Consider the following 22248-nt stretch of genomic DNA (forward strand, 5'->3'; position numbering starts at 1 on the left):
GTGCCCCTTCGTCTTCTTCTGGTCCGCCACGGTCTCAGCAGTTTCAACAAGGAACGGCGGATCCAGGGCCGCGATGATCTCTCGAACCTCAGCGAGGAGGGGCATGAGCAGGCCCGGGCCCTGGGCCGCTCGCTTCAGGACGTGAGCATCCAGGCCGTCTACAGCTCCCCCCTGCAGCGGGCGGCTGCGACGACGGCGAGCCTGCTGGAGACCCAAGGCGGGCAGACCCCAGATTCCGTCTTTGATGACGGACTGCTGGAAGTGGATCTTGAGCCCTGGTCCGGCCAGACCATCGACGAGCTGATGCAAGGCTCAACGGAGGCCTACAAGATCTGGAAGCAGCGGCCCATGGAGCTGGAGCTCCAGCGTCGTGATGGTTCGAGCTACAAGCCACTGCCTGAGCTGATGGAACAGGCGCGGGGCTTCATCAGCACGCTGTTAGAGCGCCATCCCGCTACCGGCAACGACACGGTGCTGGTGGTGGCCCACAACGCCATCCTGCGCTGCCTGATGCTGGTGTTGCTGGGAGAACCCGACCACGGTTTCCGGCGTCTCCGCGTCGACAACACCTCCCTTTCGGTCTTCAACATCCGGCCAGGAGACAACGGCCCCCAGGTGCAGATCGAATGCCTGAACAGCACCACACACCTGCAACCGTTGCCGGATAAAGGGAAAAACGCCAGGCTGATTTTGGTGCGACACGGCGAAACCGACTGGAACAAAGCCGGGCGCTTCCAAGGGCAAATCGATATTCCGCTGAATGAGAACGGTCGCCGTCAAGCCGCGGCCGCCCGCGATTTCCTCAAAGACATCCCCATCGATCGGGCCTGGAGCAGCACGCTGTCGCGCCCAACCGAAACGGCCCAGATCATTCTCGAGGCCCATCCCGATGTGCCCCTGACCCAGATCGACGGACTGGTGGAGATCGGACACGGAGTCTGGGAAGGCAAGCTCGAATCCGAAATCCGAGAGGACTGGTCGGAGCTGCTGGACACCTGGAAAGGGGCTCCAGAAACCGTGCAGATGCCTGAAGGGGAAACGATTCAGGACGTGTGGGCCCGTTCCGTCCGGAGCTGGGGAGAGATCGCTGGCGAGCTGAAGCCTGAGGAAACGGTGCTGGTGGTAGCCCACGACGCCGTCAACAAAACGATCCTCTGCGACCTGTTGGGGCTGACCCCAGCCGACATCTGGGCCGTCAAACAAGGCAACGGTGGTGTCACGGTGGTCGACATCGCCGCCGATCCAGGCCAGCCTGCAGTAGTGACCTGCCTCAACCTCACCTCCCACTTCGGAAGCGTGATTGACCGCACGGCAGCAGGCGCTCTCTGACGTCATGAACGACACCTTGCTGCTGGATCCGGTGCGCGTCCTGCGTGGCCCCGGACATTCAGTGCAGCTCGGTGCAGTCCTGATCCACCAGGGGGTTCTCGTCGGCTTTGACGACGAGGCCCGGCAGCAGGCCCAGGGCCTGAGCATCAAGACCAGCCCAGCACCGGATCAAATGGTCGCCCCCTGCCTGGTGGATCCCCATTCCATCCTTGAGACCCCCTTCAGCGGCGATCAAGAAACAGCCGTAAGCCTGCGCCACTGTGCCGCCGCAGGGGGCTATGGCCAGATTGGCCTGCTTCCCCGCAGCAGCAGCTGGCGCGATTGTCCGGAGCGGCTCCAGGGATTCAGCCTCGAGCAGGATCAGACAGCAACGGTTCGTCTGCACCTTTGGGGAGGCTTCAGCCGCAGCGGCAAAGCGGAAGAACTCGCCCCCCACGGCGATCTTCTCGAACACGGTGCCATCGGACTGGCGGATGATGACGCCGTGGTTCCAACCCCTTTACTGGAACGGGGACTGCTGCTCGGAGAAATGGGGGGATGCCCAGTGCTCGTGGCACCCCGGGATCCCGCGCTGCAGGGGGAGGGGCTGGTGCGGGAAGGCGTGGAGACGCTGCGGGCCGGGTGGCCAGCGGATCCAATCACCAGTGAGACCGTTCCCCTCAGCCAGTTGCTGCTGCTGCATCAACGCCATCCGGAACGACAGCTGCGGCTGATGAACCTCTCCACAGCAGCAGCGGTGCAGCAGCTTTCAGGCTGCGAGTTCCCGCCCCTGAGCAGCGTGAGCTGGTGGCATCTCCTCACCGACCGCAGCATGCTGGCCAGCAGCGATCCGGGCTGGGGCGTCTGCCCCTCCCTCGGTGGCCCGGAGGATCGCGAGCAGTTGATCCAGGCCGTTCAGCAGCGAACGATCACCGCCGTGGCTGTGCATGCTGTTCCTCTGGATGAGGAAGACATGCTGTTGCCGGGCGACCAGCGCCCCGCAGGCCTCAGCGGCCACCATGTGGTGCTTGCTGCGCTGTGGAATGCCCTGGTGCGGCCGGGCCGCTGGACCACGGAAGATCTTTGGCAGGCCCTCAGCTTTGGGCCGTCAGCCCTGATCGACCAGCCGCCTGAACAGCTTGAGCAGGGCAGCCGGCGCTGGCTGCTGTTCGATCCCGATCAACGCTGGACCATCAGCAGCAACACCCCCGGCGCACCGCGTGCAGCCAACATTCCCTGGCTGGGCCGCGAGCTTCAGGGACGCGTTGTGGCCTGTGGCCTCAATTGCTGAGCGAACCGATGCGCGAAGGGGGCCAGAAGCGGAAGACGGCACGGCCAATGATCTGATCGTCTGGCAAAAATGGGCCGCCTGGCCAGCGACGGGCATCCTGGCTGTTGCGGCGGTTGTCGCCCAGGACAACAACGTTGCCTTCAGGAACCACGGCATAGAGGCCCTTGCAGCCAATCATTCCGTCGCGATCGGAGCAGAAGTTGGTGACGTAAGGCTCCTTGAAGGCCGTGCCGTTGATGCTCAGGGCACCACGGCTGTTCACCTCCACGACATCGCCAGGGACACCCACCACCCGTTTGATCCAAGCCTCACATTCGGGATAACGCTGCAACAGCACACGATCAACAACCCAGCTGATGCCTGGGAAGGTGACGAAGCCGCACTTCAGTGGATTGGGTTGCCCCCCCTCCAATTTCCAGACGGGATCAAAGGCACTGGGGGAGTTGAAAACAACGATCTCTCCCCGCTGAGGAGGTCGGGAGCGGTAGGACAGCTTCTCGACGATCAACTTGTCGCCCACCTGAAGACCCGGCAGCATTGATCCCGAAGGGATGTAGCGGGCTTCAAAGGCGAACTGCCGAAGCAGGAGATACAGCGAAACCGTGAACAGAAAAGGGGCCCAGAACTCCCAGATCGCGCTGACTCTGCCCTTCACATCGGAAGGTTCTCTCTCCGCGTTCAATGTGGGCAGGCTCAATCTTTCGACCCACGATAGGGGGAGCCTGCAGGCCCCATGATCCGTCCACGCTGGCAAGCCCTCAAGCCCCAACACGGCCTGTTCAGCTGGCGCCGGTGGGACCAGGCCATTGCGGTCATTGCCGCAGTCAATCTCACTTGGGTCGCCATCGACCTCACCTACATCCCCCTGCGCAACTTCTGGCTGCAACGCAATCTTTATCCGGTGCCATCGCTTCCCCTGGTGGTTCCCCTGCCCTGGCTGCCGGACATCACCCCGTGGCTGGATCCCCTCAAGGGCATCGAACCCCATCGCGACACCGAGGCTTACCTCAAGGCCTACACCGCCCTGGATCGTGCCCTGCAGCAAAACGGCCCGCGCACGGCGGAAAGCACCGATCTGCTGCAACACCAGGTGGGGCTCACCACAGCACTGATGGACAGCAATCCGTTCATCAGTTCAGGCCAAGCCGGCGCCCTTGAAAAATTCAAGAACCGACTGCGCGCCCGCACCGGCCTGGAATCAGCCCGTGACTCCGCCAACCTCCTCCTGAGCCCTGAGCATCTGGAACGCTCCCCCTGGAGCCAGGAGCGTCAGTTCTGGAGCCAGCAGATCCTGCCGCTGGTGGAAAGCAACTACTGGCGAAGCATCGATGAAAACGGGCGCCCTAGCGATTTGAGCTGGCGCATCGACACGCCATTTCAACTGCTGTTTCTGCTCGACATTCTTCTGCGTGCCTGGCGCCTGAAACAGCGCTATCCGGCGATCCACTGGCGCGATGCCCTGTTGCGCCGCTGGATCGACCTGCCCCTGCTGCTGCCTTTTGCGCGCTGGCTCAGGGTGGTTCCAGTCACAGAACGGCTTTGCGGAGCGGGCCTACTTCAACTCGAACCGCTTCGTGCCGTGATCAGCCGCGGCGTGGTGGCCCTGTTGGCTGTGGAGCTGTTCGAAGTGATCGCCGTCAGGGTGGTTGATGCTCTGCAGCAACTGATCCGATCACCACAGCTGCCGGAGAGGGTTCGCGGACTCTGCAGCTACCAGAGCAGTGATCTGAACGATGAGCGGGAGGTGATCGAGCTGCTGCGGTTGTGGCTTCCCCTTCTGCTCACCCGCATTGGCCCGGCTATGCGACCGCAACTGCAAGCCGTGATCAGCCATCTGGTGCAGCAGAGCTTGGACCGGAACGTGGTGCCGGATGCCCTGCGGCGACTTCCTGGGCTGCAAAACGCCGAATCGGAATTCAGCCGCCAGCTGGCAGAAAGCATGGTGACCTCCGTGCTCGACCTGTCCAAGGGAGCCGGAAACCGCATCGGTCAGCGGGACCCTGTTCTGGAATCGCTTGGATCCGAGGCCTTGGATCGGCTCTGGGAGGAGCTGGCCCACACACTGGAACAGGGTCCTGTCCTGAGCCGCAGCCAGGATCTGCTGGTCGCCCTCTTGGAAGAGATCAAACGCTCAAGCTTCCGTCAGATCCGCGACCAAGGCGATGTGGACGCCCTGATCAGCGAATTGGATGGCTTGAACTTCAACCCTGGAATGCCGACTCCCAAAGATCAGGCTTGAAGCCGGTGAGGTACGTGGAGGAATTTACTTCCACGAACGGACGTTTGATCAACTTCCCATCGGCAGCCAAGGCCTCGAGAGCCTCGTCATCCGACAGAGCCTTCACTGCCGCCGCGCCCATGGCGCGATAGCTCTGGCCGCTGGTGTTGAACAACAGCTTCCTGTCACCGAGGGATTGGTGAGCGGCCACCAACATCTCCTTGGACGGTGGAGTCAGGGTGATGTCGTGAACCTCATGGGCAATACCCCGCTCAGTGAGCCAGGCCAATGCCTTTCGACAGGTGCTGCAGCGGTTGTAGCTGTAGACCTTGAGAGTTCCGGCCAAGACTCAGCGGCCGAACAGGGATTTGATCGCACCAACGAGGCTGTTGGAGCCCCGACCCACGCCTTCAGCGGGACGGGTGCGAACGGTGACATCACCATTCACGGTGGTGCGGCAGCTCAGGCGGAAGTTGGCAGGACGATCAGCCAGATAGACCTCTTCAACATCGCTGCGGGGGGAAAGGTTGGCCTGCCCTTCCAGCACCTCCATCACGCAGGTGCCGCACTGACCAACACCGCTGCAGTTGTTGAGGTTGTTGAGACTCTTGTAGGGATTGACGCCCGCATCAAGTGCAGCCTTACGCAGATTTGCGCCCTCGATGCAGCCAACCTGCTGGCCTTCCTGCTCGAATCGGATGGTGGGCACGGTTTCCGCAAATCTCAGTGCGCACCAACTTACAAGCATCCGGACTGATCAAGGGGCTCTTCCCTGAGATCAATCGGCTGCATTGATGCAGGAATCAAGCAACGGCTGAACCGCATCGAGGTCGCGCCATCCATCAATCGATACGACGCTGCCCTGCAACGTGCGGTAGGTCCTGAAGAATTCCGCGACATCCTCCAGCTGGGATGCAGCGATCTGGCGAATGCTGCGGATCTCGTCCTGACGGGGGTCTGCGTCCGGAACACAGAGAATCTTCCCGTCGTAAACATCCCGGTCGTGGAGGTCCAACACGCCGATGGGGCGAGCCTGGATCAGGCAACCAGCGAACGTGGGTTCAGCCATGATCACCATGGCATCGAGGGGAGATCCATCCTCCGCCAGCGTGTTGGGGATGAAGCCGTAATCGAAGGGGTAACGCACTGAGGAGTGCATCACCCGATCAAGAACCATCACGCCGGCTTCGGCGGAGTACTCGTATTTGTTTCTGCTTCCTGCCGGAATCTCAACGATGAGATTCACCAAGCCTGGCGAAGGTGACGGGGGGAGCTGGTGGAGATCCATGCCGATCCGATGCGGTGGGGATCAGTCGCGGAGAAGGGAAGGCTCGGTCCGTGATCACAGCCACAAGGGGAGCACTGAAACTGACAACAGCAATCAGCAGTCCTTTGATGGCCGTCAACGAGGCGCGACGACTGAACGGCTCATCCGCCTCCGAAGACGCGATGGCGTCGTCGTGAGACGAGTGGGGAACATCTGAGGCCATAAAACGGGGGGCTTGAAAAAGCTCCCTCTTTCGGTCACAACGTTGTTGAACTCATTCTGTCACTGCCAAAAGCAGGACGCACTGACCATTAAGCAGCGGGCCGGTCCTGCTGGTCGATTCGTGCGCTCAGATCAGAGGATGATGCCCCACTCGCCTCGAGATGGGTTCGGATCAGTCGAAGCTCCTCAAGGATCGATCCCAAAATTTGCTGCGTTGCCGTTGAAGGAGAGTTCAGCACCTCAACAGTGACTTCTTTGATTCGGAGAACATCCTTGGCGAAGCGCGCCACCTCATTGGGGTGGAACATCAGAGGATCTTTCTGATCGCTGCGGTACTCCGGGTTCAGCTTGCGGGGGTTGAACGGAGGGTTGAGGTTGCGAGGGTCTGTGTTGGTGTAGCGATAAACCGAAGCGCGGGAGCGGTTCAGGGATTTCTGAACGTCGTCGATACCCACCAGGGCCTCAGCTTGGGCTGACGCATGGGCCGGATCCATGGAAAGTTCGGTCGCTTGTTGAACGCTTGTCGCCAAAGATTCAACGGACCGAGGAAACATGAGACGGGCCTAGGACAGGCTGGATTGAGCTGGACGGTAGCAGCCGAGACTCAGGGCGCACAGAGGAATTCCAGCAAAACAGACACTTCCGAGATCGGCATGCCTCCGAAGCGGTGATAACTTCCAAATCCCATTTTGTTGCGATTGATGCGCGTCTCCCGCCTGCTGCTGGTGACGCTTCGGGATGTTCCCGCCGAAGCGGAGATCACCTCGCATCAGTTGCTTCTCAGGGCCGGGTATATCCGTCGCGTGGGTTCAGGGATCTACGCCTACCTCCCCTTGATGTGGAGGGTGCTGCAAAAGATCACCGCCGTGGTGCGCGAGGAGATGAACCGCGCCGGCGCCCAGGAAACCCTGCTGCCGCAGCTGCACCCCGCTGAGCTCTGGCAGAAAAGCGGGCGTTGGCAGGGCTACACCGCTGGCGAGGGGATCATGTTCCACCTCGAAGACCGCCAGGGCAGAGAACTGGGGCTTGGTCCGACCCATGAAGAGGTGATCACCAGCTTGGCGGGAGAGCTGCTGAGGTCATACCGGCAGCTCCCGGTGAACCTCTATCAGATCCAGACCAAATTTCGCGACGAAATCCGTCCCCGCTTTGGCCTGATGCGAGGCCGCGAATTCGTCATGAAGGACGCGTACTCCTTCCATGCCAGCGAAGCGGATCTTCGCGAGACCTACGGCGTGATGGATCAGGCCTACCGCCGCATCTTTGAACGTTGTGGTCTGGATGCCGTCCCTGTCGATGCCGATAGCGGAGCGATCGGCGGCGCCGCCTCCCAGGAGTTCATGGTGACGGCGGATGCCGGGGAAGACCTGATCCTGATCAGCGATGACGGCCAATACGCCGCCAACCAGGAGAAGGCTGTTTCGATCCCATCCACCGCATCTCCTCTTCCCGACGGCCCGGAGGAAATGATTCCAACCCCTGGCTTGGGCAGCATCGAGAGCCTCTGCGACGCCAAAGGCTGGGATCCGAGCCAGGTGGTGAAGGTGCTGCTGTTCGTGGCGACCCTGGACGATGAGACACTCCAACCGCTGTTGGTGAGCCTCCGTGGTGACCAGGAGCTCAATCCCACCAAGGTCGTGAACGCGGTCAGCAGAACCCTCAACAAGGGTGTTCTCGATTGCCGCCCGATCACACCAGAGGACAACGACCGTCAGCAGATTGATCCGCTCCCCTTGGGATCGATCGGGCCCGACCTCTCCGATGACGTCCTGCAGGGAGCCAAGACCTGGGAGCCAACATTCCTGCGTCTGGCGGATGAAACCGCCAGCGAACTCGGCAACTTCATCTGTGGTGCCAACACGCCCGATCTGCACCGTTTCAACACCAGCTGGACCGCCATCGGGCAGAAGCCGACCAGCCTGGATCTGCGTAATGCACGGGCCGGCGACGTCTGCCAACACAACTCGGAATCACGACTGACGGAAAAAAGAGGCATCGAAGTCGGTCACATTTTTCAGTTGGGCCGGAAATATTCCGAGGCCATGGAGAGCCGTTTCACCAACGAGAACGGCAAGACCGAACCGTTCTGGATGGGTTGCTACGGCATCGGCGTTTCACGATTGGCGCAGGCGGCTGTCGAACAGCACCACGACGACAGCGGCATCTGCTGGCCAACCGCCATCGCCCCGTTTGAAGCCATCGTGGTTGTTGCCAACATCCAGGACGACACCCAGGCCCAGCTGGGGGAAGCGCTCTATGCGGAGCTTCAGGCTGCTGGCGTCGATGTCCTCCTCGACGACCGCAAGGAACGCGCCGGCGTCAAGTTCAAAGACGCGGATCTGATCGGCATCCCTTGGCGGATCGTGGTGGGACGCGACGCCAGCGAAGGCACCGTTGAACTGGTGTGCCGCAGCAGCCGCGAGGTGCAAAAGCTTCCCCACGCTGAGGCTGTGACCTGCCTGATCAAGGCAGTCCACCCCTAAAGTCGAATGACACTGAAGGGTTTCATGCTCTCCGCACTGACACGCCTGCTTCGCCCCCTCAGCCGGGCCGCCATAGCCCTTGGACTCGGGTTGTGCCTCCTCCTGACGGCATGCAGTGGGGACGCTGAAGCTCTTCTGAGCGGCGATTACGTGGAGGACACCGTGGCGGTCTCCCGCACTCTGCTGACGGTGATCGACCTGCCTCAGGACGATCCCACCCACGCCGAAGCTGAGGCCGACGCCCGGGCCCTGATCAACGACTACATGTCCCGTTATCGGCCCCAGCCCCGTGTGAACGGACTCAGCTCCTTCACCACGATGCAGACTGCGCTGAATTCGCTGGCTGGTCATTACGCCTCCTACGCCAATCGCCCCCTGCCGGAAGCGCTGCATGACCGCATCGCCAAGGAACTCAACAAGGCTGAGAAATCAGTGGTCCGGGGCAGCTGAGCCCCCGAAACCAGCTCGGTTTTGACGAGGCCACCCGAGATCTGAGATACTCGCGGATTGTGCAGATCTGCGGCTTCGGGCCGCCGTGTTCTTGGCCAACGTTGTCGTCATCGGAGCGCAGTGGGGTGACGAGGGAAAAGGAAAGATCACCGATCTCCTGAGCCGCTCCGCCGATGTGGTGGTTCGCTATCAGGGTGGTGTGAATGCAGGCCACACGATCGTTGTTGACGATCGTGTGCTCAAACTGCACCTGATTCCCTCTGGAATCCTCTATCCCGACACGATCTGTCTGATCGGATCCGGCACGGTGGTGGATCCCAAGGTGATGCTCGGTGAGCTGGACATGCTCATCGCCAACGACATTGATATTTCAGGGCTTCGCCTGGCATCCACAGCCCACGTGACGATGCCCTACCACCGCCTCCTCGACCAAGCCATGGAGAAGCAGCGGGGAGCACGACGGATCGGAACCACAGGCCGTGGAATCGGCCCCACCTACGCCGACAAGTCGCAGCGCAGTGGCATCCGTGTGATCGACCTGCTGGACGAACAGCGGCTGAGGGATCGCCTTGAAGGCCCACTGCAGGAGAAGAATGAACTTCTTCAGACCATTTACGGCGTTGAACCCCTGAACGCCGAAGACGTCATCCAGGAATATCTGGGATACGGCAAGCGCCTCGCCCCCCACGTGGTGGAGTGCACCCAGACGATTCATCAGGCAGCGCGAGATCGCAAGAACATCCTGTTCGAAGGTGCCCAGGGCACGCTGCTGGACCTGGACCACGGCACCTACCCCTACGTCACATCCTCCAACCCCGTTTCCGGCGGGGCCTGCATCGGTGCAGGCGTGGGCCCAACCCTGATTGACCGCGTCATCGGCGTTGCCAAGGCCTACACCACCCGCGTGGGTGAAGGCCCCTTCCCCACTGAGCTGAGCGGAAGCCTGAATGAACAGCTCACGGAGCGGGGTGGCGAATTCGGTACCACCACGGGCCGCCAGAGGCGCTGTGGCTGGTTTGACGGCGTGATCGGTCGCTACGCCGTGCAGGTCAACGGCTTGGACTGTCTGGCCGTGACCAAGCTGGATGTGCTGGACGAATTGGACGAAATTCAGGTCTGCGTGGCCTATGAACTCAACGGCGAGCGAATCGAGCACTTCCCCAGCAGCGCCGATGACTTCGCCCAGTGCACACCCATCTTCGAAACACTGCCTGGCTGGCAGTGCTCCACCGAGGAATGCCGCAGCCTTGAGGATCTCCCCAAGCCAGCCATGGATTACCTGCGCTTCCTCGCCGATCTGATGGAAGTGCCGATCGCCATTGTCTCCCTGGGGGCCAGCCGTGATCAGACCATCGTTGTCGAAGATCCGATCCATGGCCCCAAACGAGCCCTGTTGAGCGCCTGAGCCGCTGACGTTCATACTTCGGGGCTGCTTTTCACGCCCCGATGTCATCAGAGACCCGTTTCCCCAGCGACTGCAGTCTCGATGTCGTTGGCATCGGCAATGCCATCGTTGACGTTCTGGTGCAGACGGACGACGGTTTCATCGCTGAACACGGCCTCCAGAAAGGGGGCATGGCGCTGATCGATGAACAACAGGCCGAAGCTCTCTACAAGGCCAGTGGAACGGGCCTCGAGACCTCCGGTGGATCCGTCGCCAACACGATGGTGGGCATCGCGCAGCTCGGCGGACGCGCTGGGTTCATCGGCCGCGTCCGGGATGACCAGCTCGGCAGCATTTTCAGCCATGACATCAGGGCCGTTGGGGCACGCTTTGAGACCCCAGCAGCCACCAGTGGAGCCACAACGGCGCGCTGCCTGATTTACGTCACGCCCGATGCCGAGCGCACCATGTGCACCTTCCTGGGGGCGTCCACCCAACTGGAGCCCGAGGATCTCGACCTCTCCATGGTCAAACAGGCCAAGGTGCTTTACCTGGAGGGCTACCTCTGGGACAGTCCAGCCGCCAAACGGGCCTTCATCGCCGCAGCCGAAGCCTGCCGTGAAGCAGGCGGAAAGGTTGCTCTTTCTCTCTCAGACGGCTTCTGTGTGGATCGGCACAGAGCGAGTTTTCTCGAGCTGGTGAATGGCCACGTCGATGTGCTGTTCGCCAATGACGTTGAAATTCAGTCGCTCTACGAGACCGACGATTTCGACCAGGCCCTCGAGCGGGTGCGCGGCTGCTGCTCAGTGATTGCGATCACCCGTGGTGCCCAGGGATCCGTCGTGCTGAGTGGAGACCAGCGCTGGGATATCGGCATCTTCGGCCTGGGAGATCTGGTGGACACCACGGGAGCAGGCGACCTCTATGCCGGGGGATTTCTGCATGGCTTCACCCAGGGCGAGTCACTGGAGCGCTGTGGTGAGCTCGGAGCCCTCTGCGCCGGCCAGATTGTGACCCAACTGGGGGCTCGCTCCCAGGTCTCCCTCAAGCAGCTGGCGGAGACGCATCTGAACTGAGCTCAGCGATGGCCCAGGCCCCATATGCCGGTGATGCAGTCACCGGCCAGCACAACCACTCGGGGGTGTCGTAGCTGTGCAGCTCGGAGACGGCCAAGCGCAGCGCGTCCACATGCTGAGCTGAGGTCTTCATTAGCAGTTGGACCTCATGGGACGTCTGCAGCGACCCCTCCCAGCGATAGAACGACTGAACGGGGTGGATGGACACACAGGCCACGAGATGGCGCTCCAGCAAGGCCTCTGCCAGCTGTTGGGCGCGCTCACCGTTCGCTTCCGTGGTGAGGGCCAGCACGAGCCCACTCGCTTCAATCACGCTCAAGCCGATCCATCAGGCTGCTGACATCCTCGACGCATTCCATCCCGTCGGGGGGGAAGGGACGCCGCAACAGCAGCAAGCTCAGCCCCAGATCTGTGGTGAGTTGATGCCAGAGCTGTTCCGTCACACCACCGGACTGGCGGCAGAGCACCACGCCAATGCCCCAGCGACGGCAAAGAGACCGCTCGATCGCCCCCGGCACCTCCCCTTGCAGAGGGCGCACCACGGCCAGGTGATCCGGGGGCAGACCTGCCCGCAAGGCGGCGCGCACCCCATCGGGGGATGGAAGCGCACGGCCATAGGGGATGGCTCCGGCGCGGCACACAGCAGCAGTCAAGGCCGGAAGATGACGGCCTCCAATGGCCAGCAGCAGGCGTTGGCCCTGGAGCGGTTGGGCCGCCAATGCATCGGCATTAGCCAGGAGAGAGGCCGCTCCCAGCGGTTCAAGGCGACGCTCAAAACGCAGCAGCGGTTGGCCGAGATCCGCACAGGCCGTGACCAGTTCATGGCTGATCTGAGCCGCAAAAGGATGCGTGGCATCCACCACCCAACGGAAAGGGCCGGTCTGATGCAGGGCTGCCTTGATTCCGCCAATGCCCTGCAGGGCACCAATCGAGATGCGCTCCACCGGCAATCCCGCGTAGGCCTTCGCTGCAGTTGCCGTCACCAAACTCACGCTCACACGCCAATGGCGGCGGGAGAGCTCCTTCACCAAGCGCGGCCCATCACCGGTTCCAGCCAGCAGCAGGACACGACGCTGGTCATTCGCGGGGCCTTGCATCAGGATGTGCGCCGACACCAGCTCAAGCCATGAACCATTGCGTGCTCGAAGTGGAGGTGATCGACGCACCGACGGTTCGATACACCCAGGACAACCAGACTCCCATTGCGGAGATTGCCGTGCGCTTTGACCCCCTTCGCGAGGGTGATCCGCCGGGTGAATTGAAAGTGGTGGGCTGGGGAAACCTGGCCCAGGAGCTGCAGAACCGTGTGCAGACCGGGCAGCGGCTGCTGATCGAAGGCCGGCTGCGGATGAACACCATGCCCCGGGGCGATGGCATGAAGGAAAAACGGGCTGAATTCACCCTGGCTCGGCTTCATCCGATCGGCGCGGCAGCCACGGGTGCAGCTCCTTCCGGCAACCCCTCAGCCCCGCCCCCCAGCCGCCAGGCCCCCGCTGCTGCACCGACCAAGGTGGCGAAAGAGCCTGAACCGACCAGCTGGAATGCGGCGCCCCTCGTGCCCGACACCGACGACATCCCCTTCTGAATCAGAGGACAATCGCGGGGCGTTGCCGCTTAACGGCCCGCTTCGTCCTGCAGCTCTGACGCTCTGGTGATCAGTTGCCCGAGCTCCCGTTCAAGGGCGGCAAGATCCAGCCGCAGCTCGGGCCAGCGGCCCCGATCGATCTGCTGCAGCAACCAGCTGCGATCACGGTCGAGCTGCTGGAGCAGATCATCCATGCCGGTCGACGATGGATCAGGCATCTAGCTCGGGGCAGTGGATCTCCATCCTGATGGCCTAGAGGTCAAAATGACGATCAAGCCAAGGCCTTCATGAAGGATTTCTTCTCCCCCGGCAGCCTCGTCACCATCGCCGGAGGCGTGCTGACCGTGGTCGGTGCCACCGCTTACGCCACCGGAAGCGCCAACCTCAGCCTGCCCACGATTTTCTACGGAATCCCGATCTTGTTGGGAGGGCTGGCCCTGAAATCGTCGGAGCTCCCACCCGCCATCCGGGTGACACCGGTCAAGACGTTTCAGAAGGAACGCGAAGCTGCAGCCCCAGAACTGGGCAAATTGCTCGGCGATGTGACGCGCTGGCGCTACGGCCAGAAGGCCCACCTGGAGTCGTCGCTGGAAGCACTCAAACTCTGGGATGAAGACACCCCCCCGCAGTTGGAGGAGATCGAAGAGCTGCATTCCGCCAGCGGCTATGGCCTGCGGATGCGATTCCTGCTGGGAGCCGTTCCCCTCGAACGCTGGAAAGACCGGCAGGAGCGGCTGGGGCGTTTCTTCGCTAAGGGGATGCGAGCGGAACTCAAGGAACTGGATGAACAACGGCTGGACGTTGTTCTGCTTCCGGCAGGTGAGGCCTAAGCCATGGCCCAATCCACCCAGAACAACGATGACGCCCTCAGGGTGTCGGTGCTCAGCGAAGCCCTCCCCTACATCCAGCGCTTCGCCGGTCGGCGCATCGTGATCAAGTACGGCGGGGCCGCCATGGCCCATGCCGAGCTGCGGGCGGCTGTCTTCCGCGACCTGGCTCTGCTGGCCTGCGTGGGCGTCCAACCCGTTGTGGTGCATGGCGGCGGGCCCGAAATCAACCAGTGGCTTCAGCGTCTGGAAATTCCCGCCGAATTCCGCGACGGACTGCGCGTCACCGACGCCGACACCATGGACGTGGTGGAGATGGTGCTGGTGGGCCGCGTCAACAAGCAGATCGTGAATGGCCTCAATCAGCTCGGCACCCGTGCTGTTGGTCTGAGCGGAAGTGACGGAAGTCTTGTGGAGGCACGCCCCTGGGGGAATGGCAGCCATGGGCTGGTGGGGGATGTTGCCCGCGTCAATCCCGATGTGCTCGAACCGCTGCTGGAGAAGGGTTATGTACCCGTCATTTCCAGCGTTGCCGCAACCCCCGATGACGGGCGAGCCCACAACATCAATGCCGACACGGTGGCAGGAGAGCTGGCGGCGGCCCTGGAAGCCGAAAAACTGATCCTGCTGACCGACACCCCCGGCATCCTTGAAGACCGGGATGCCCCCGACTCGCTGATCCGCAAACTGCGTCTCTCAGAGGCGCGACTGCTGATCGAGGACGGCGTGGTCGCAGGTGGCATGACGCCCAAAACGGAATGTTGCATCCGCGCCCTGGCTCAGGGCGTGTCAGCCGCCCACATCATTGATGGCCGGGTTCCCCATGCCCTCCTGCTCGAAGTCTTCACCGACGCCGGCATCGGCACCATGGTGGTGGGACGCGGCTAGGGGTGAGCGAGCAGGACGCAGCACTGGACCTCTCTGAAGCGGAGGCAGCCCTGGAGCGCGGGGACTACGGCCAGGGCCTGGAGCTGCTTCTGCCCCTGGCGGAGCAACACCCGCTCAACAGTCCGGAGGGGCCGGGCCTTCGGCTCCTGATGATCACCGCCTGGATGGGCCAGGGGCAGGACGAGAAAGCCATCGCCACCTGCAGGCTGCTGAGTCGCTGCCGCGATCCCAAGTTGCGCCAGCAGGCCAAACAACTGCTCGGGGTTCTTGAAGCCCCAAGCCTGGATCGTCCGGAACGCTGGTCGATGCGCATGCCGCAACTGGAGCTGAATGGCTCCGGCAGCGGGCAGACCTCCACCATGCGGCGGCGGCGGTCGCGGCGTCCCGAACCCCCGCCACCACCACCGACGGGGCCGACGCGTTCACCGGCGGCGGGTTTCGCCGTGCTGGTGATGGCGGTTCTGCTGGGGATCACGCTGTTGCTGAGTGGTTGCGTCCGAATCGAGGCTGATCTCGACCTTCGCGGCCCGGATCGACTGGCCCTCACCTGGGACGTGCGGAGCACCCAGCAACGCCCGCTGCCCTGGCAGGAGCAATTCGAGCGAGACCTGCAACGGGAAGTGCCCGGGCTAAAGATCGAACAAGCAGGCCCAGGACGCCAACAGATCAACAGCCGTGTTGCCTCGTCGCACGAGCTGGCGCAACAGATGGCGGCCGTGGTTGCCGTGGCTGGTCGCGCGGCTGGAGTCTCGCTCCCGCCACCGACGCTCAAGCTCGAAGAACGCAACTGGCTGCTGGGGGTGCAGCAGCACGTGCAGCTGATGGTGGACCTCAGCGATCTGCCCGAGATCCCTGGGCTCGAAGTTCATCTGAGCCTGAACCACGGGCAGGTGGAGCGCACGGCTGTTACCGGCACCACCACCGAAGTCAGCTGGCAGGGCTGGCGCTGGAATCCGCTTGGCCTGGGGGGAGTGGTGATCCTGATGCTGCTGATCAGCAGCATGGTGCTGCAGGTGGTGCGTCGGAAGCTGGGCTTTGGCTTCCCTGAACTGCCCTCCTGATCAAAGCTGCTGCGGGTCGGGATCCACAGTGAGCGCCACACCCTTGGGCAAGCCATCCCAAAGCGCCTGCCCCGGAGGGAGAGGCAACTGAGACCCCGCCGGACCGTGCAGCAACAGCTGCCATCGGCTTCGGCCAGCAACCCGGGCCACAGGTGCCGGAGCAGGACCCAACAACCACCAATTCTGGAGCTGACAAATCGGCCGGATCCGCTCCGCCAGCACCGCTGCCGCCGTTGCTGTTTTGCTGGGGGAATCTCCAGACAGGCGCAGCAAACAGGCACGACTGAAGGGCACCAGACCCGCCTCCTTACGGAGGGCCACTTCCTGGGAGAGGAACGCTTCATAGCGACCATCCACCAGGTGTTGAATCACCGGGTGCTCTGGGGTGTAGGTCTGCACCAACACTTGCCCCGGTCGCTCACCTCGCCCGGCACGGCCCGCCAACTGCAACAGCAACTGCAGGGCCTGCTCTCCTGCGCGGAGATCGGGGCGGTGCAGAAGCCCATCCGCCGCGAGCACCGCCGCCAGGGTGACCCGCGGCAGATCCATGCCCTTGGCCAGCATCTGCGTACCGATCAAGACGTCGGCTTCTCCAGCAGCGAAACGGTCCAACAGGCGTCGATGGCCATCCCGCCCCCCGGTGGAATCGCGGTCAAAGCGGAGCAAACGAAGGCCTTCGAGCTCCTGAGAGAGCAGTTCCAACACCTTCTGCGTCCCGGCCCCAAACGGCTTGAAGGCCGTGGAACCACAGTGACTGCAACGGTTCTCCAGGTCTTCACGATGGTCACACCAGTGGCAACGCAGCCACTGACGCCCGGCCTTGCTGCGGTGAACGGTGAGCGCCACATCGCAGTGGGGGCACATCACCACCTCGCCGCAACTGCGACAGCTCAAAAAGGGGCTGTATCCCCGACGAGGCACCAAAACCACGGCCTGTTCGCCCTGCTCCGGCAGCGCCGCAAGACGATCCATCAAGGCGCGACTGACCAGACGCTTGTGTCCTTCGGCCAACTCATGGCGCATGTCGATCACATGCACAGGCGGTAGGGACTGCCGGGAAATCCGCTGGGTCAGGCGCACCAAGGTCAAGGCACCATCCGAGCCCGATTCAATCCAGCTCTCGAGCGACGGCGTGGCGCTGCCCAGCACAAGCCGTGCCTGTTGCATCACAACCCGGTCCAAAGCCAGGTCCCGGGCGTGATAGCAAGGCATGGGTGCGTCTTGCTTGTAAGAGCTGTCGTGCTCCTCATCCAGAACGACCAGCCCCAGCGGCTTCAACGGCACGAACACCGCGGAGCGGGTTCCCACCACCACCAACGGCTGTTCGGCAGCAAGACAGCGGCGCCAGGTTCGAACCCGTTCGGCGTCACCACAACCGCTGTGATACTCCACAACGCGCGAGCCGAAGCGTTTGCGGCAACGGTCAACGAGTTGGGGGATCAATCCGATCTCGGGGGTGAGCAGCAGCACATGCCGGCCCCGCTCCAGCTCTTGGGCAGCCAGTTGGAGGTACACCTCGGTCTTGCCGGAGCCGGTGATTCCCCAGAGCAGCAGTCCTCTTCCCGGAGAAAGCTGTTGGTAAGCCTTCACCACGTCCTGCTGCTCAGCGGTCAAGGCCTGGGGAAGCTCCTGGGGGCCAGAACCAGCTGAGGAGCCCTTGTCCTCACAACGACGCTGCTCACGCACAAGGTAGCCCTGCTGGATCAGCGGCGGCAGCAATTGCGCCCCAAACCCACTGGCCACCAGGTCCCGTTGCCAAGCACCTTCGCCCTGGCCCTCCAACCAGCCCAGAAGATCCCGCTGGCGAGGGGTTGGTGGGTTCGCTGCATCAGGGGGGACCTGGGCCTGGATCCACCACATCTGACGCCCGCCGGCCAGGGAACGCTGGCCGGCCTGACCAATCCAGCCCGATGGCAAAGCCGCCTTCAAGGTGCGGAAGACACTGAGATGGCAACGGTCCGCCACCCGCTCCAGCCAGCTGTACCAATCCGAATCGACAGCAGCGCGCTGCAGGATCGATTCCACCGGTTGCAGGTCCTGAGGATCCTGTTCAGCCCACTCCCGCTCCGCCACCACCAGTCCATGCATGGCTCGACCCCGGAGGCGCACCCGCACCAGATCTCCCGGCATCAATCCCATGCTGGGATCTGCGACATAACTGAAAGAGCGTCCTTCCCGCCCAACCTCCAGCCAGACCTCAACGCATCGCCGCGAATGCGACAGGACCTTGCATACTTCGGAAGACTTCATTAACGTAGACAAGTTGGACAGTTATTGCCAACCCTGCGCTCGATCCAGAGGGAAGACACAGAGTCTGAAGTCAAGGTCTTGTTCCTTGCCACTTTGACCGGTCTGAGACCACCCCGGACAGCACAGACACAATCAGTCCAAGCGTTTCGTCGACTCGCGGACACCACCATCAGTCCATGAACTCCGTCTCAGCGTCAGCTGTGTTGTTCTCTTTCGTTTGAACGGAAGTTCCGGGTTTCGGCCATTGCCGTTGGTGCGTTGCTGCCGCTGTTTCATCTCCCATTTATCCGACTTCGACTAACACCATGACCCCTGCTGCCACCAAAGCTGCCAAGCCGGACATCGTTCTTCTGGCCAATGCTGACGGCAAGGTGAAAGAAGTCGCCAAGAGTTCCGACAAAGAAGCCAAGAAAGCCCCCGCACGCCGACGAACCAGCAAGGCGAGCGCCAAGGACCTGAGCGCCGCGGCCGATGAACTGCTCGCCGCGGCTGATCAAGCCAAGGCCTCGGGAACCACCAAAAAGGCAGCGGCGAAGAGCACCAAGGCCAAAACCACAACGAAAAAGGCCACCACAACCAAGAAGGCAGCCACCGCCAAGAAGACCACGGCTAAATCTTCAACAGCCAAGGCATCAACAGCCAAAGCAGCGGCAGCGAAGCCAACCGCTGAAGAGAAAGCCAAAACCGCAGCTGCTGAGAAGGAAGCCAAGGCCAAAGCCCTGGCCAGCATCAAGATCGGCCCCAAAGGCGTTTACACCGAAGACTCCATCCGGGTTTATCTCCAGGAAATCGGGCGGATCCGCCTGCTGCGTCCCGACGAAGAGATCGAACTGGCCCGCAAGATCGCTGATCTCCTCTATCTCGAGGAACTGGCAGCTCAATTTGAAAGCGACAACGGCCGGGAACCCGACAACAAAGAGTGGGCAGCCTTGGTGGAAATGCCACTCATCCGCTTCCGCCGGCGCTTGATGCTGGGCCGCCGGGCCAAGGAAAAGATGGTGCAATCCAACTTGCGCCTGGTGGTCTCGATTGCCAAGAAGTACATGAATCGGGGCCTGAGCTTCCAAGACCTGATTCAGGAAGGAAGCCTTGGCCTGATTCGCGCAGCCGAGAAGTTCGACCACGAAAAGGGCTACAAGTTTTCCACCTACGCCACCTGGTGGATTCGCCAGGCCATCACACGCGCCATCGCCGACCAGAGCCGCACCATCCGCCTGCCGGTGCACCTCTACGAAACGATCTCCAGAATCAAGAAAACCACCAAGGTTCTCTCCCAGGAATTCGGCCGCAAGCCAACGGAGGAGGAAATCGCAGAATCGATGGAAATGACCATCGAAAAACTGCGCTTCATCGCCAAGAGCGCCCAGCTGCCGATCTCCCTGGAGACCCCCATCGGCAAGGAAGAGGATTCCCGCCTGGGCGATTTCATCGAAGCCGACATCGAGAATCCCGAGCAGGACGTTGCCAAAAACCTGCTTCGTGAAGACCTGGAAGGTGTATTGGCCACCCTCAGCCCCCGCGAGCGCGATGTGCTGCGCCTGCGCTACGGCTTGGACGACGGGCGGATGAAAACCCTCGAGGAAATTGGTCAGATTTTTGATGTGACCCGTGAACGGATCCGTCAGATCGAAGCCAAGGCCCTGCGCAAATTGCGCCACCCCAACCGCAATGGGGTCCTCAAGGAATACATCAAATAAGTCCGCACTAAGCCCGTCACCAAACGGTCACGGGACTAATACATAAGTACATTCCCCCTGGCTGAATTGAGTGGAGGGCTCTTATAAGAGTGGTTGAGGGAATTGAGACGCCCTCCTCACACGGAAGAGATCAAACCCCAGTCCATGACTGGGGTTTTCCCTTGGGAAAAAGGAACTGCGCGACAGGTTCACGGGGTGCCCTCGAAGGACTCCGTGAATTCCTGAAAAGCACGCTTCAGGCGCTCCACCGGAGTTTCTTCCAGAGGACACTCCTGACGTGTTTCAAGTGCATAGGCCTGGAGCAGGCGAGCATCCGGTTCAAGCACGGAAGCGACCGCCCCCTTGAACAGCACCAGATTGTGCTGCGACGTCAGCCCCTGCAGGTATGGCTGAAGCACCCAACTGGGCTGAGCATCGTGTGAGGCATCTGCGGCCGAACGCACCAGACGGGGCCGCAGCAGTTGATAAGCATGATCTCCATCGCGATCGGTGGTGTGGCGCAGCCGCGCCATCAGCACATCTCCACTGCACAACAGGATGAGACGGATGGAACCCTCAGCCACCAAGGGGAGCATGGCCTCCTGCTCTTGCAAGTCGGGGGCAACAGAGCCAATTGCTCCGGCCTGACGAACGCCATTGACGACGGGTCCGGGCATGACTGCGCTGCGATGCCTGCAAATGTTAAGCGTTCTTCATAAAGAGATCTTCCCTTTCGAAGCTTCACAACCTCGTGAAGGCGAACCAAGGAACCCAAGGCCAAAAGCGTAGGCTGGGCGGCTGATTCGCCCTTTCCATGGCCCTCACCGAACTGCGCATCGCCTCACGACGCAGCCAGCTGGCCATGGTGCAAACCAACTGGGTCAAGGCAGAACTGGAGAAGGCTCATCCAGGCCTGAAGATCACTGTGGAGGCCATGGCCACCCAGGGCGACAAGATCCTGGACGTCGCCCTGGCCAAGATCGGCGACAAAGGCCTGTTCACCAAGGAACTGGAAGCCCAGATGCTGGTGGACCGCGCGGACATCGCCGTCCACTCGCTGAAAGACCTGCCCACCAACCTTCCAGAGGGGCTGATGCTCGGCTGCATCACCGAACGGGAAGACCCGGCCGATGCCTTGGTGGTGAATGCCAAGAACCAGGCCTACAAGCTCGACACCCTTCCCGAAGGCTCAGTGGTGGGGACGAGTTCCCTGCGCCGCCTGGCTCAGCTGCGTCACCACTACCCCCACCTGATCTTCAAGGACGTTCGGGGGAACGTGATCACCCGGCTGGAGAAATTGGACAGCGGCGATTACGACTGCCTGATCCTGGCTGCGGCAGGCCTGGGCCGGCTTGGCTTCGGCGATCGGATCCACCAGCTGATCCCAGGCGACATCTCTCTGCATGCTGTTGGTCAGGGCGCCCTCGGGATTGAATGCGTGGAGGGCAAGCCCGAAGTGCTTGAGGCGATCAAAGTGCTGGAGCACACCCCCACCTCCCAGCGCTGCCTGGCCGAACGCGCTTTCCTGCGGGAACTGGAAGGTGGATGCCAGGTACCCATCGGCGTGAACACCCGCTTCGAAGGTGATCAACTGATCCTCACCGGGATGGTGGCCAGCCTTGATGGCAAACGTCTGATCCGCGACCAGGCCAGTGGCGCAGCAAGCGACGCCGAAGCCATCGGCATCGCTCTCGCCAACACCCTCAAAGTCCAGGGTGCTGGCGAGATCCTCAAAGAGATCTTCGAGACCGTCCGCCCGGAAGCCTGATCAACTGCGAATTTCCAAGCGTGTTCCCACATCCACAGCATCAAACAGCTGCCGGATGTGGCTGTTGAGCATGCGCACGCAGCCCAGGCTGACGGCAGCACGAATCTGAACCCAGTGCGGCCACGCCGTTCCATGGATCCCAAACTCGCCGCGGCCATTGCGGTGAAAAGCCATGTAGCGGTCACCAATCGGACTGCTGGGTCCGCGCAGCTCCCGCCGCTGACCCGACTTGTGGGTCACATAGATCGGATTAACCCTCTTGTTGAGGATGGCGAATTCCCCTTTTGGAGTGGGTGTTTTGGGATCTCCGATCGCCACAGGCCAGGCCCCAAGCTGCTGCTCGCCCCGCAAGAGGGTGATCTGTCGCTTGCTGAGGTCAAGCACGATGCGTGACTCATAAGCGGGTTTCCGCAAGGCCAGCTCAACAGGTTCAGCAGCAAGGCATGGAGCAGCAGACCCCGCCAACAGGCCAGCCAACAGCGCTGGCATCAATG

Annotated in this window: 25 protein-coding genes; 13 read left to right on the plus strand and 12 right to left on the minus strand. The window is 62.0% G+C overall.

Annotated elements, in window-relative coordinates:
* Both SynRS9902_RS10590 and SynRS9902_RS10595 read left to right on the plus strand, forming a co-directional pair.
* Positions 1-1329: a histidine phosphatase family protein gene (locus SynRS9902_RS10590; RefSeq protein ID WP_186509086.1), complete on the plus strand. Its 1329-nt coding sequence runs from the start codon at positions 1-3 to the stop codon at positions 1327-1329.
* Between the two features lie 4 nt (positions 1330-1333).
* Entirely contained in the window at positions 1334-2599 is a 1266-nt protein-coding gene (locus SynRS9902_RS10595) for a dihydroorotase (RefSeq protein WP_186509087.1), read from the plus strand.
* Here SynRS9902_RS10595 and lepB read toward each other — a convergent pair.
* Positions 2589-3254: a signal peptidase I gene (lepB, locus tag SynRS9902_RS10600; RefSeq protein ID WP_186510623.1), complete on the minus strand. Its 666-nt coding sequence runs from the start codon at positions 3252-3254 to the stop codon at positions 2589-2591. The genes SynRS9902_RS10595 and lepB overlap by 11 nt on opposite strands.
* Before the next feature lie 78 nt (positions 3255-3332).
* On the opposite strand from lepB, the gene SynRS9902_RS10605 reads away from it, so the two are divergent.
* Positions 3333-4838, plus strand: coding sequence for a hypothetical protein (locus SynRS9902_RS10605; RefSeq protein ID WP_186509088.1), 1506 nt, complete (start codon positions 3333-3335; stop codon positions 4836-4838).
* On the opposite strand, the gene SynRS9902_RS10610 is transcribed toward SynRS9902_RS10605, so the two are convergent.
* The 5 genes from SynRS9902_RS10610 to SynRS9902_RS10630 form a co-directional block, all read right to left on the minus strand.
* The gene (locus SynRS9902_RS10610) at positions 4801-5163 is read right to left on the minus strand and encodes an arsenate reductase family protein (protein WP_186509089.1); all 363 of its coding nucleotides are present in this window, start codon (positions 5161-5163) and stop codon (positions 4801-4803) included. The two genes, SynRS9902_RS10605 and SynRS9902_RS10610, sit on opposite strands and share 38 nt — an antisense overlap.
* Positions 5164-5166: 3 nt before the next feature.
* A complete protein-coding gene (locus tag SynRS9902_RS10615) occupies positions 5167-5526 on the minus strand; it encodes a 2Fe-2S iron-sulfur cluster-binding protein (protein ID WP_025362156.1) in 360 nt (119 codons plus the stop codon).
* 69 nt (positions 5527-5595) lie between these two features.
* Entirely contained in the window at positions 5596-6105 is a 510-nt protein-coding gene (locus SynRS9902_RS10620; RefSeq protein WP_186509090.1) for an inorganic diphosphatase, read from the minus strand.
* Complete coding sequence (locus SynRS9902_RS10625; protein ID WP_186509091.1) at positions 6047-6307, minus strand: hypothetical protein; 261 nt, start codon at positions 6305-6307, stop codon at positions 6047-6049. The genes SynRS9902_RS10620 and SynRS9902_RS10625 overlap by 59 nt, the downstream gene beginning before the upstream one ends.
* Before the next feature lie 88 nt (positions 6308-6395).
* Complete coding sequence (locus tag SynRS9902_RS10630; RefSeq protein WP_255446115.1) at positions 6396-6800, minus strand: resolvase; 405 nt, start codon at positions 6798-6800, stop codon at positions 6396-6398.
* A gap of 207 nt (positions 6801-7007) precedes the next feature.
* On the opposite strand from SynRS9902_RS10630, the gene SynRS9902_RS10635 reads away from it, so the two are divergent.
* The 4 genes from SynRS9902_RS10635 (at position 7008) to SynRS9902_RS10650 (ending at position 11699) form a co-directional block, all read left to right on the plus strand.
* Entirely contained in the window at positions 7008-8789 is a 1782-nt protein-coding gene (locus tag SynRS9902_RS10635; protein ID WP_186509093.1) for a proline--tRNA ligase, read from the plus strand.
* 24 nt (positions 8790-8813) lie between these two features.
* Entirely contained in the window at positions 8814-9239 is a 426-nt protein-coding gene (gene psb27, locus SynRS9902_RS10640; RefSeq protein ID WP_186509094.1) for a photosystem II protein Psb27, read from the plus strand.
* Between the two features lie 85 nt (positions 9240-9324).
* Entirely contained in the window at positions 9325-10644 is a 1320-nt protein-coding gene (locus SynRS9902_RS10645; RefSeq protein ID WP_186509095.1) for an adenylosuccinate synthase, read from the plus strand.
* 41 nt (positions 10645-10685) lie between these two features.
* Positions 10686-11699 (plus strand): adenosine kinase, encoded by a 1014-nt coding sequence (locus tag SynRS9902_RS10650; protein WP_186509096.1) that lies wholly within the window; start codon positions 10686-10688, stop codon positions 11697-11699.
* Here the strand turns inward: SynRS9902_RS10650 and cutA are convergent.
* Complete coding sequence (gene cutA / locus SynRS9902_RS10655; protein ID WP_186510625.1) at positions 11668-12012, minus strand: divalent-cation tolerance protein CutA; 345 nt, start codon at positions 12010-12012, stop codon at positions 11668-11670. The genes SynRS9902_RS10650 and cutA overlap by 32 nt on opposite strands.
* Positions 12005-12796: a precorrin-6A/cobalt-precorrin-6A reductase gene (locus SynRS9902_RS10660; protein ID WP_186510624.1), complete on the minus strand. Its 792-nt coding sequence runs from the start codon at positions 12794-12796 to the stop codon at positions 12005-12007. The genes cutA and SynRS9902_RS10660 overlap by 8 nt, the downstream gene beginning before the upstream one ends.
* Positions 12797-12825: 29 nt before the next feature.
* Between SynRS9902_RS10660 and SynRS9902_RS10665 the strand changes: the two genes are divergently transcribed.
* Positions 12826-13284 carry a single-stranded DNA-binding protein gene (locus SynRS9902_RS10665; protein WP_186509097.1) on the plus strand — a complete coding sequence of 153 codons (459 nt, stop codon included), beginning with the start codon at positions 12826-12828 and terminating at the stop codon, positions 13282-13284.
* A 29-nt stretch (positions 13285-13313) separates the two neighbouring features.
* Here the strand turns inward: SynRS9902_RS10665 and SynRS9902_RS10670 are convergent, their stop codons facing one another.
* The gene (locus SynRS9902_RS10670) at positions 13314-13502 is read right to left on the minus strand and encodes a hypothetical protein (protein WP_186509098.1); all 189 of its coding nucleotides are present in this window, start codon (positions 13500-13502) and stop codon (positions 13314-13316) included.
* Positions 13503-13571: 69 nt separating this feature from the next.
* On the opposite strand from SynRS9902_RS10670, the gene SynRS9902_RS10675 reads away from it, so the two are divergent.
* Genes SynRS9902_RS10675 through SynRS9902_RS10685 form a run of 3 tightly spaced genes read left to right on the plus strand, consistent with a single transcriptional unit; the run spans position 13572 to position 16060 of the window.
* Complete coding sequence (locus SynRS9902_RS10675) at positions 13572-14114, plus strand: DUF2854 domain-containing protein (RefSeq protein ID WP_186509099.1); 543 nt, start codon at positions 13572-13574, stop codon at positions 14112-14114.
* A 3-nt stretch (positions 14115-14117) separates the two neighbouring features.
* Positions 14118-14999 (plus strand): acetylglutamate kinase, encoded by an 882-nt coding sequence (argB, locus tag SynRS9902_RS10680; RefSeq protein ID WP_186509100.1) that lies wholly within the window; start codon positions 14118-14120, stop codon positions 14997-14999.
* A gap of 2 nt (positions 15000-15001) precedes the next feature.
* Positions 15002-16060: a DUF3153 domain-containing protein gene (locus SynRS9902_RS10685; RefSeq protein ID WP_186509101.1), complete on the plus strand. Its 1059-nt coding sequence runs from the start codon at positions 15002-15004 to the stop codon at positions 16058-16060.
* Here SynRS9902_RS10685 and priA read toward each other — a convergent pair whose 3' ends face one another.
* Complete coding sequence (gene priA, locus SynRS9902_RS10690) at positions 16061-18310, minus strand: primosomal protein N' (protein ID WP_186509102.1); 2250 nt, start codon at positions 18308-18310, stop codon at positions 16061-16063. It abuts the gene before it with no gap.
* 305 nt (positions 18311-18615) lie between these two features.
* On the opposite strand from priA, the gene rpoD reads away from it, so the two are divergent.
* A complete protein-coding gene (rpoD, locus tag SynRS9902_RS10695; RefSeq protein WP_186509103.1) occupies positions 18616-20007 on the plus strand; it encodes an RNA polymerase sigma factor RpoD in 1392 nt (463 codons plus the stop codon).
* A gap of 188 nt (positions 20008-20195) precedes the next feature.
* Here the strand turns inward: rpoD and SynRS9902_RS10700 are convergent, their stop codons facing one another.
* On the minus strand, positions 20196-20663 hold the full coding sequence (locus SynRS9902_RS10700; protein ID WP_186509104.1) for a hypothetical protein: 468 nt from the start codon (positions 20661-20663) through the stop codon (positions 20196-20198).
* 137 nt (positions 20664-20800) lie between these two features.
* Between SynRS9902_RS10700 and hemC the strand changes: the two genes are divergently transcribed.
* Entirely contained in the window at positions 20801-21754 is a 954-nt protein-coding gene (gene hemC, locus SynRS9902_RS10705; protein ID WP_186509105.1) for a hydroxymethylbilane synthase, read from the plus strand.
* Here hemC and SynRS9902_RS10710 read toward each other — a convergent pair whose 3' ends face one another.
* Positions 21755-22243: a L,D-transpeptidase gene (locus tag SynRS9902_RS10710; protein WP_255446116.1), complete on the minus strand. Its 489-nt coding sequence runs from the start codon at positions 22241-22243 to the stop codon at positions 21755-21757.
* Between the last annotated feature and the right edge of the window lie 5 nt (positions 22244-22248).

The sequence above is a fragment of the Synechococcus sp. RS9902 genome (assembly GCF_014279635.1).
Taxonomy (GTDB): Bacteria; Cyanobacteriota; Cyanobacteriia; order PCC-6307; family Cyanobiaceae; genus Parasynechococcus.

Coding starts and splice junctions, on each gene's coding strand:
- SynRS9902_RS10595 (WP_186509087.1), top strand. CDS start 1,334: ATGAACGACACCTTGCTGCTGGATCCGGTGCGCGTCCTGCGTGGCCCC.
- SynRS9902_RS10605 (WP_186509088.1), top strand. CDS start 3,333: ATGATCCGTCCACGCTGGCAAGCCCTCAAGCCCCAACACGGCCTGTTC.
- SynRS9902_RS10620 (WP_186509090.1), bottom strand. CDS start 6,105: ATGGATCTCCACCAGCTCCCCCCGTCACCTTCGCCAGGCTTGGTGAAT.
- SynRS9902_RS10625 (WP_186509091.1), bottom strand. CDS start 6,307: ATGGCCTCAGATGTTCCCCACTCGTCTCACGACGACGCCATCGCGTCT.
- SynRS9902_RS10630 (WP_255446115.1), bottom strand. CDS start 6,800: ATGGATCCGGCCCATGCGTCAGCCCAAGCTGAGGCCCTGGTGGGTATC.
- SynRS9902_RS10635 (WP_186509093.1), top strand. CDS start 7,008: ATGCGCGTCTCCCGCCTGCTGCTGGTGACGCTTCGGGATGTTCCCGCC.
- psb27 (WP_186509094.1), top strand. CDS start 8,814: ATGCTCTCCGCACTGACACGCCTGCTTCGCCCCCTCAGCCGGGCCGCC.
- SynRS9902_RS10650 (WP_186509096.1), top strand. CDS start 10,686: ATGTCATCAGAGACCCGTTTCCCCAGCGACTGCAGTCTCGATGTCGTT.
- SynRS9902_RS10660 (WP_186510624.1), bottom strand. CDS start 12,796: ATGCAAGGCCCCGCGAATGACCAGCGTCGTGTCCTGCTGCTGGCTGGA.
- SynRS9902_RS10665 (WP_186509097.1), top strand. CDS start 12,826: ATGAACCATTGCGTGCTCGAAGTGGAGGTGATCGACGCACCGACGGTT.
- SynRS9902_RS10670 (WP_186509098.1), bottom strand. CDS start 13,502: ATGCCTGATCCATCGTCGACCGGCATGGATGATCTGCTCCAGCAGCTC.
- SynRS9902_RS10675 (WP_186509099.1), top strand. CDS start 13,572: ATGAAGGATTTCTTCTCCCCCGGCAGCCTCGTCACCATCGCCGGAGGC.
- argB (WP_186509100.1), top strand. CDS start 14,118: ATGGCCCAATCCACCCAGAACAACGATGACGCCCTCAGGGTGTCGGTG.
- priA (WP_186509102.1), bottom strand. CDS start 18,310: ATGAAGTCTTCCGAAGTATGCAAGGTCCTGTCGCATTCGCGGCGATGC.
- rpoD (WP_186509103.1), top strand. CDS start 18,616: ATGACCCCTGCTGCCACCAAAGCTGCCAAGCCGGACATCGTTCTTCTG.
- SynRS9902_RS10700 (WP_186509104.1), bottom strand. CDS start 20,663: ATGCCCGGACCCGTCGTCAATGGCGTTCGTCAGGCCGGAGCAATTGGC.
- hemC (WP_186509105.1), top strand. CDS start 20,801: ATGGCCCTCACCGAACTGCGCATCGCCTCACGACGCAGCCAGCTGGCC.
- SynRS9902_RS10710 (WP_255446116.1), bottom strand. CDS start 22,243: ATGCCAGCGCTGTTGGCTGGCCTGTTGGCGGGGTCTGCTGCTCCATGC.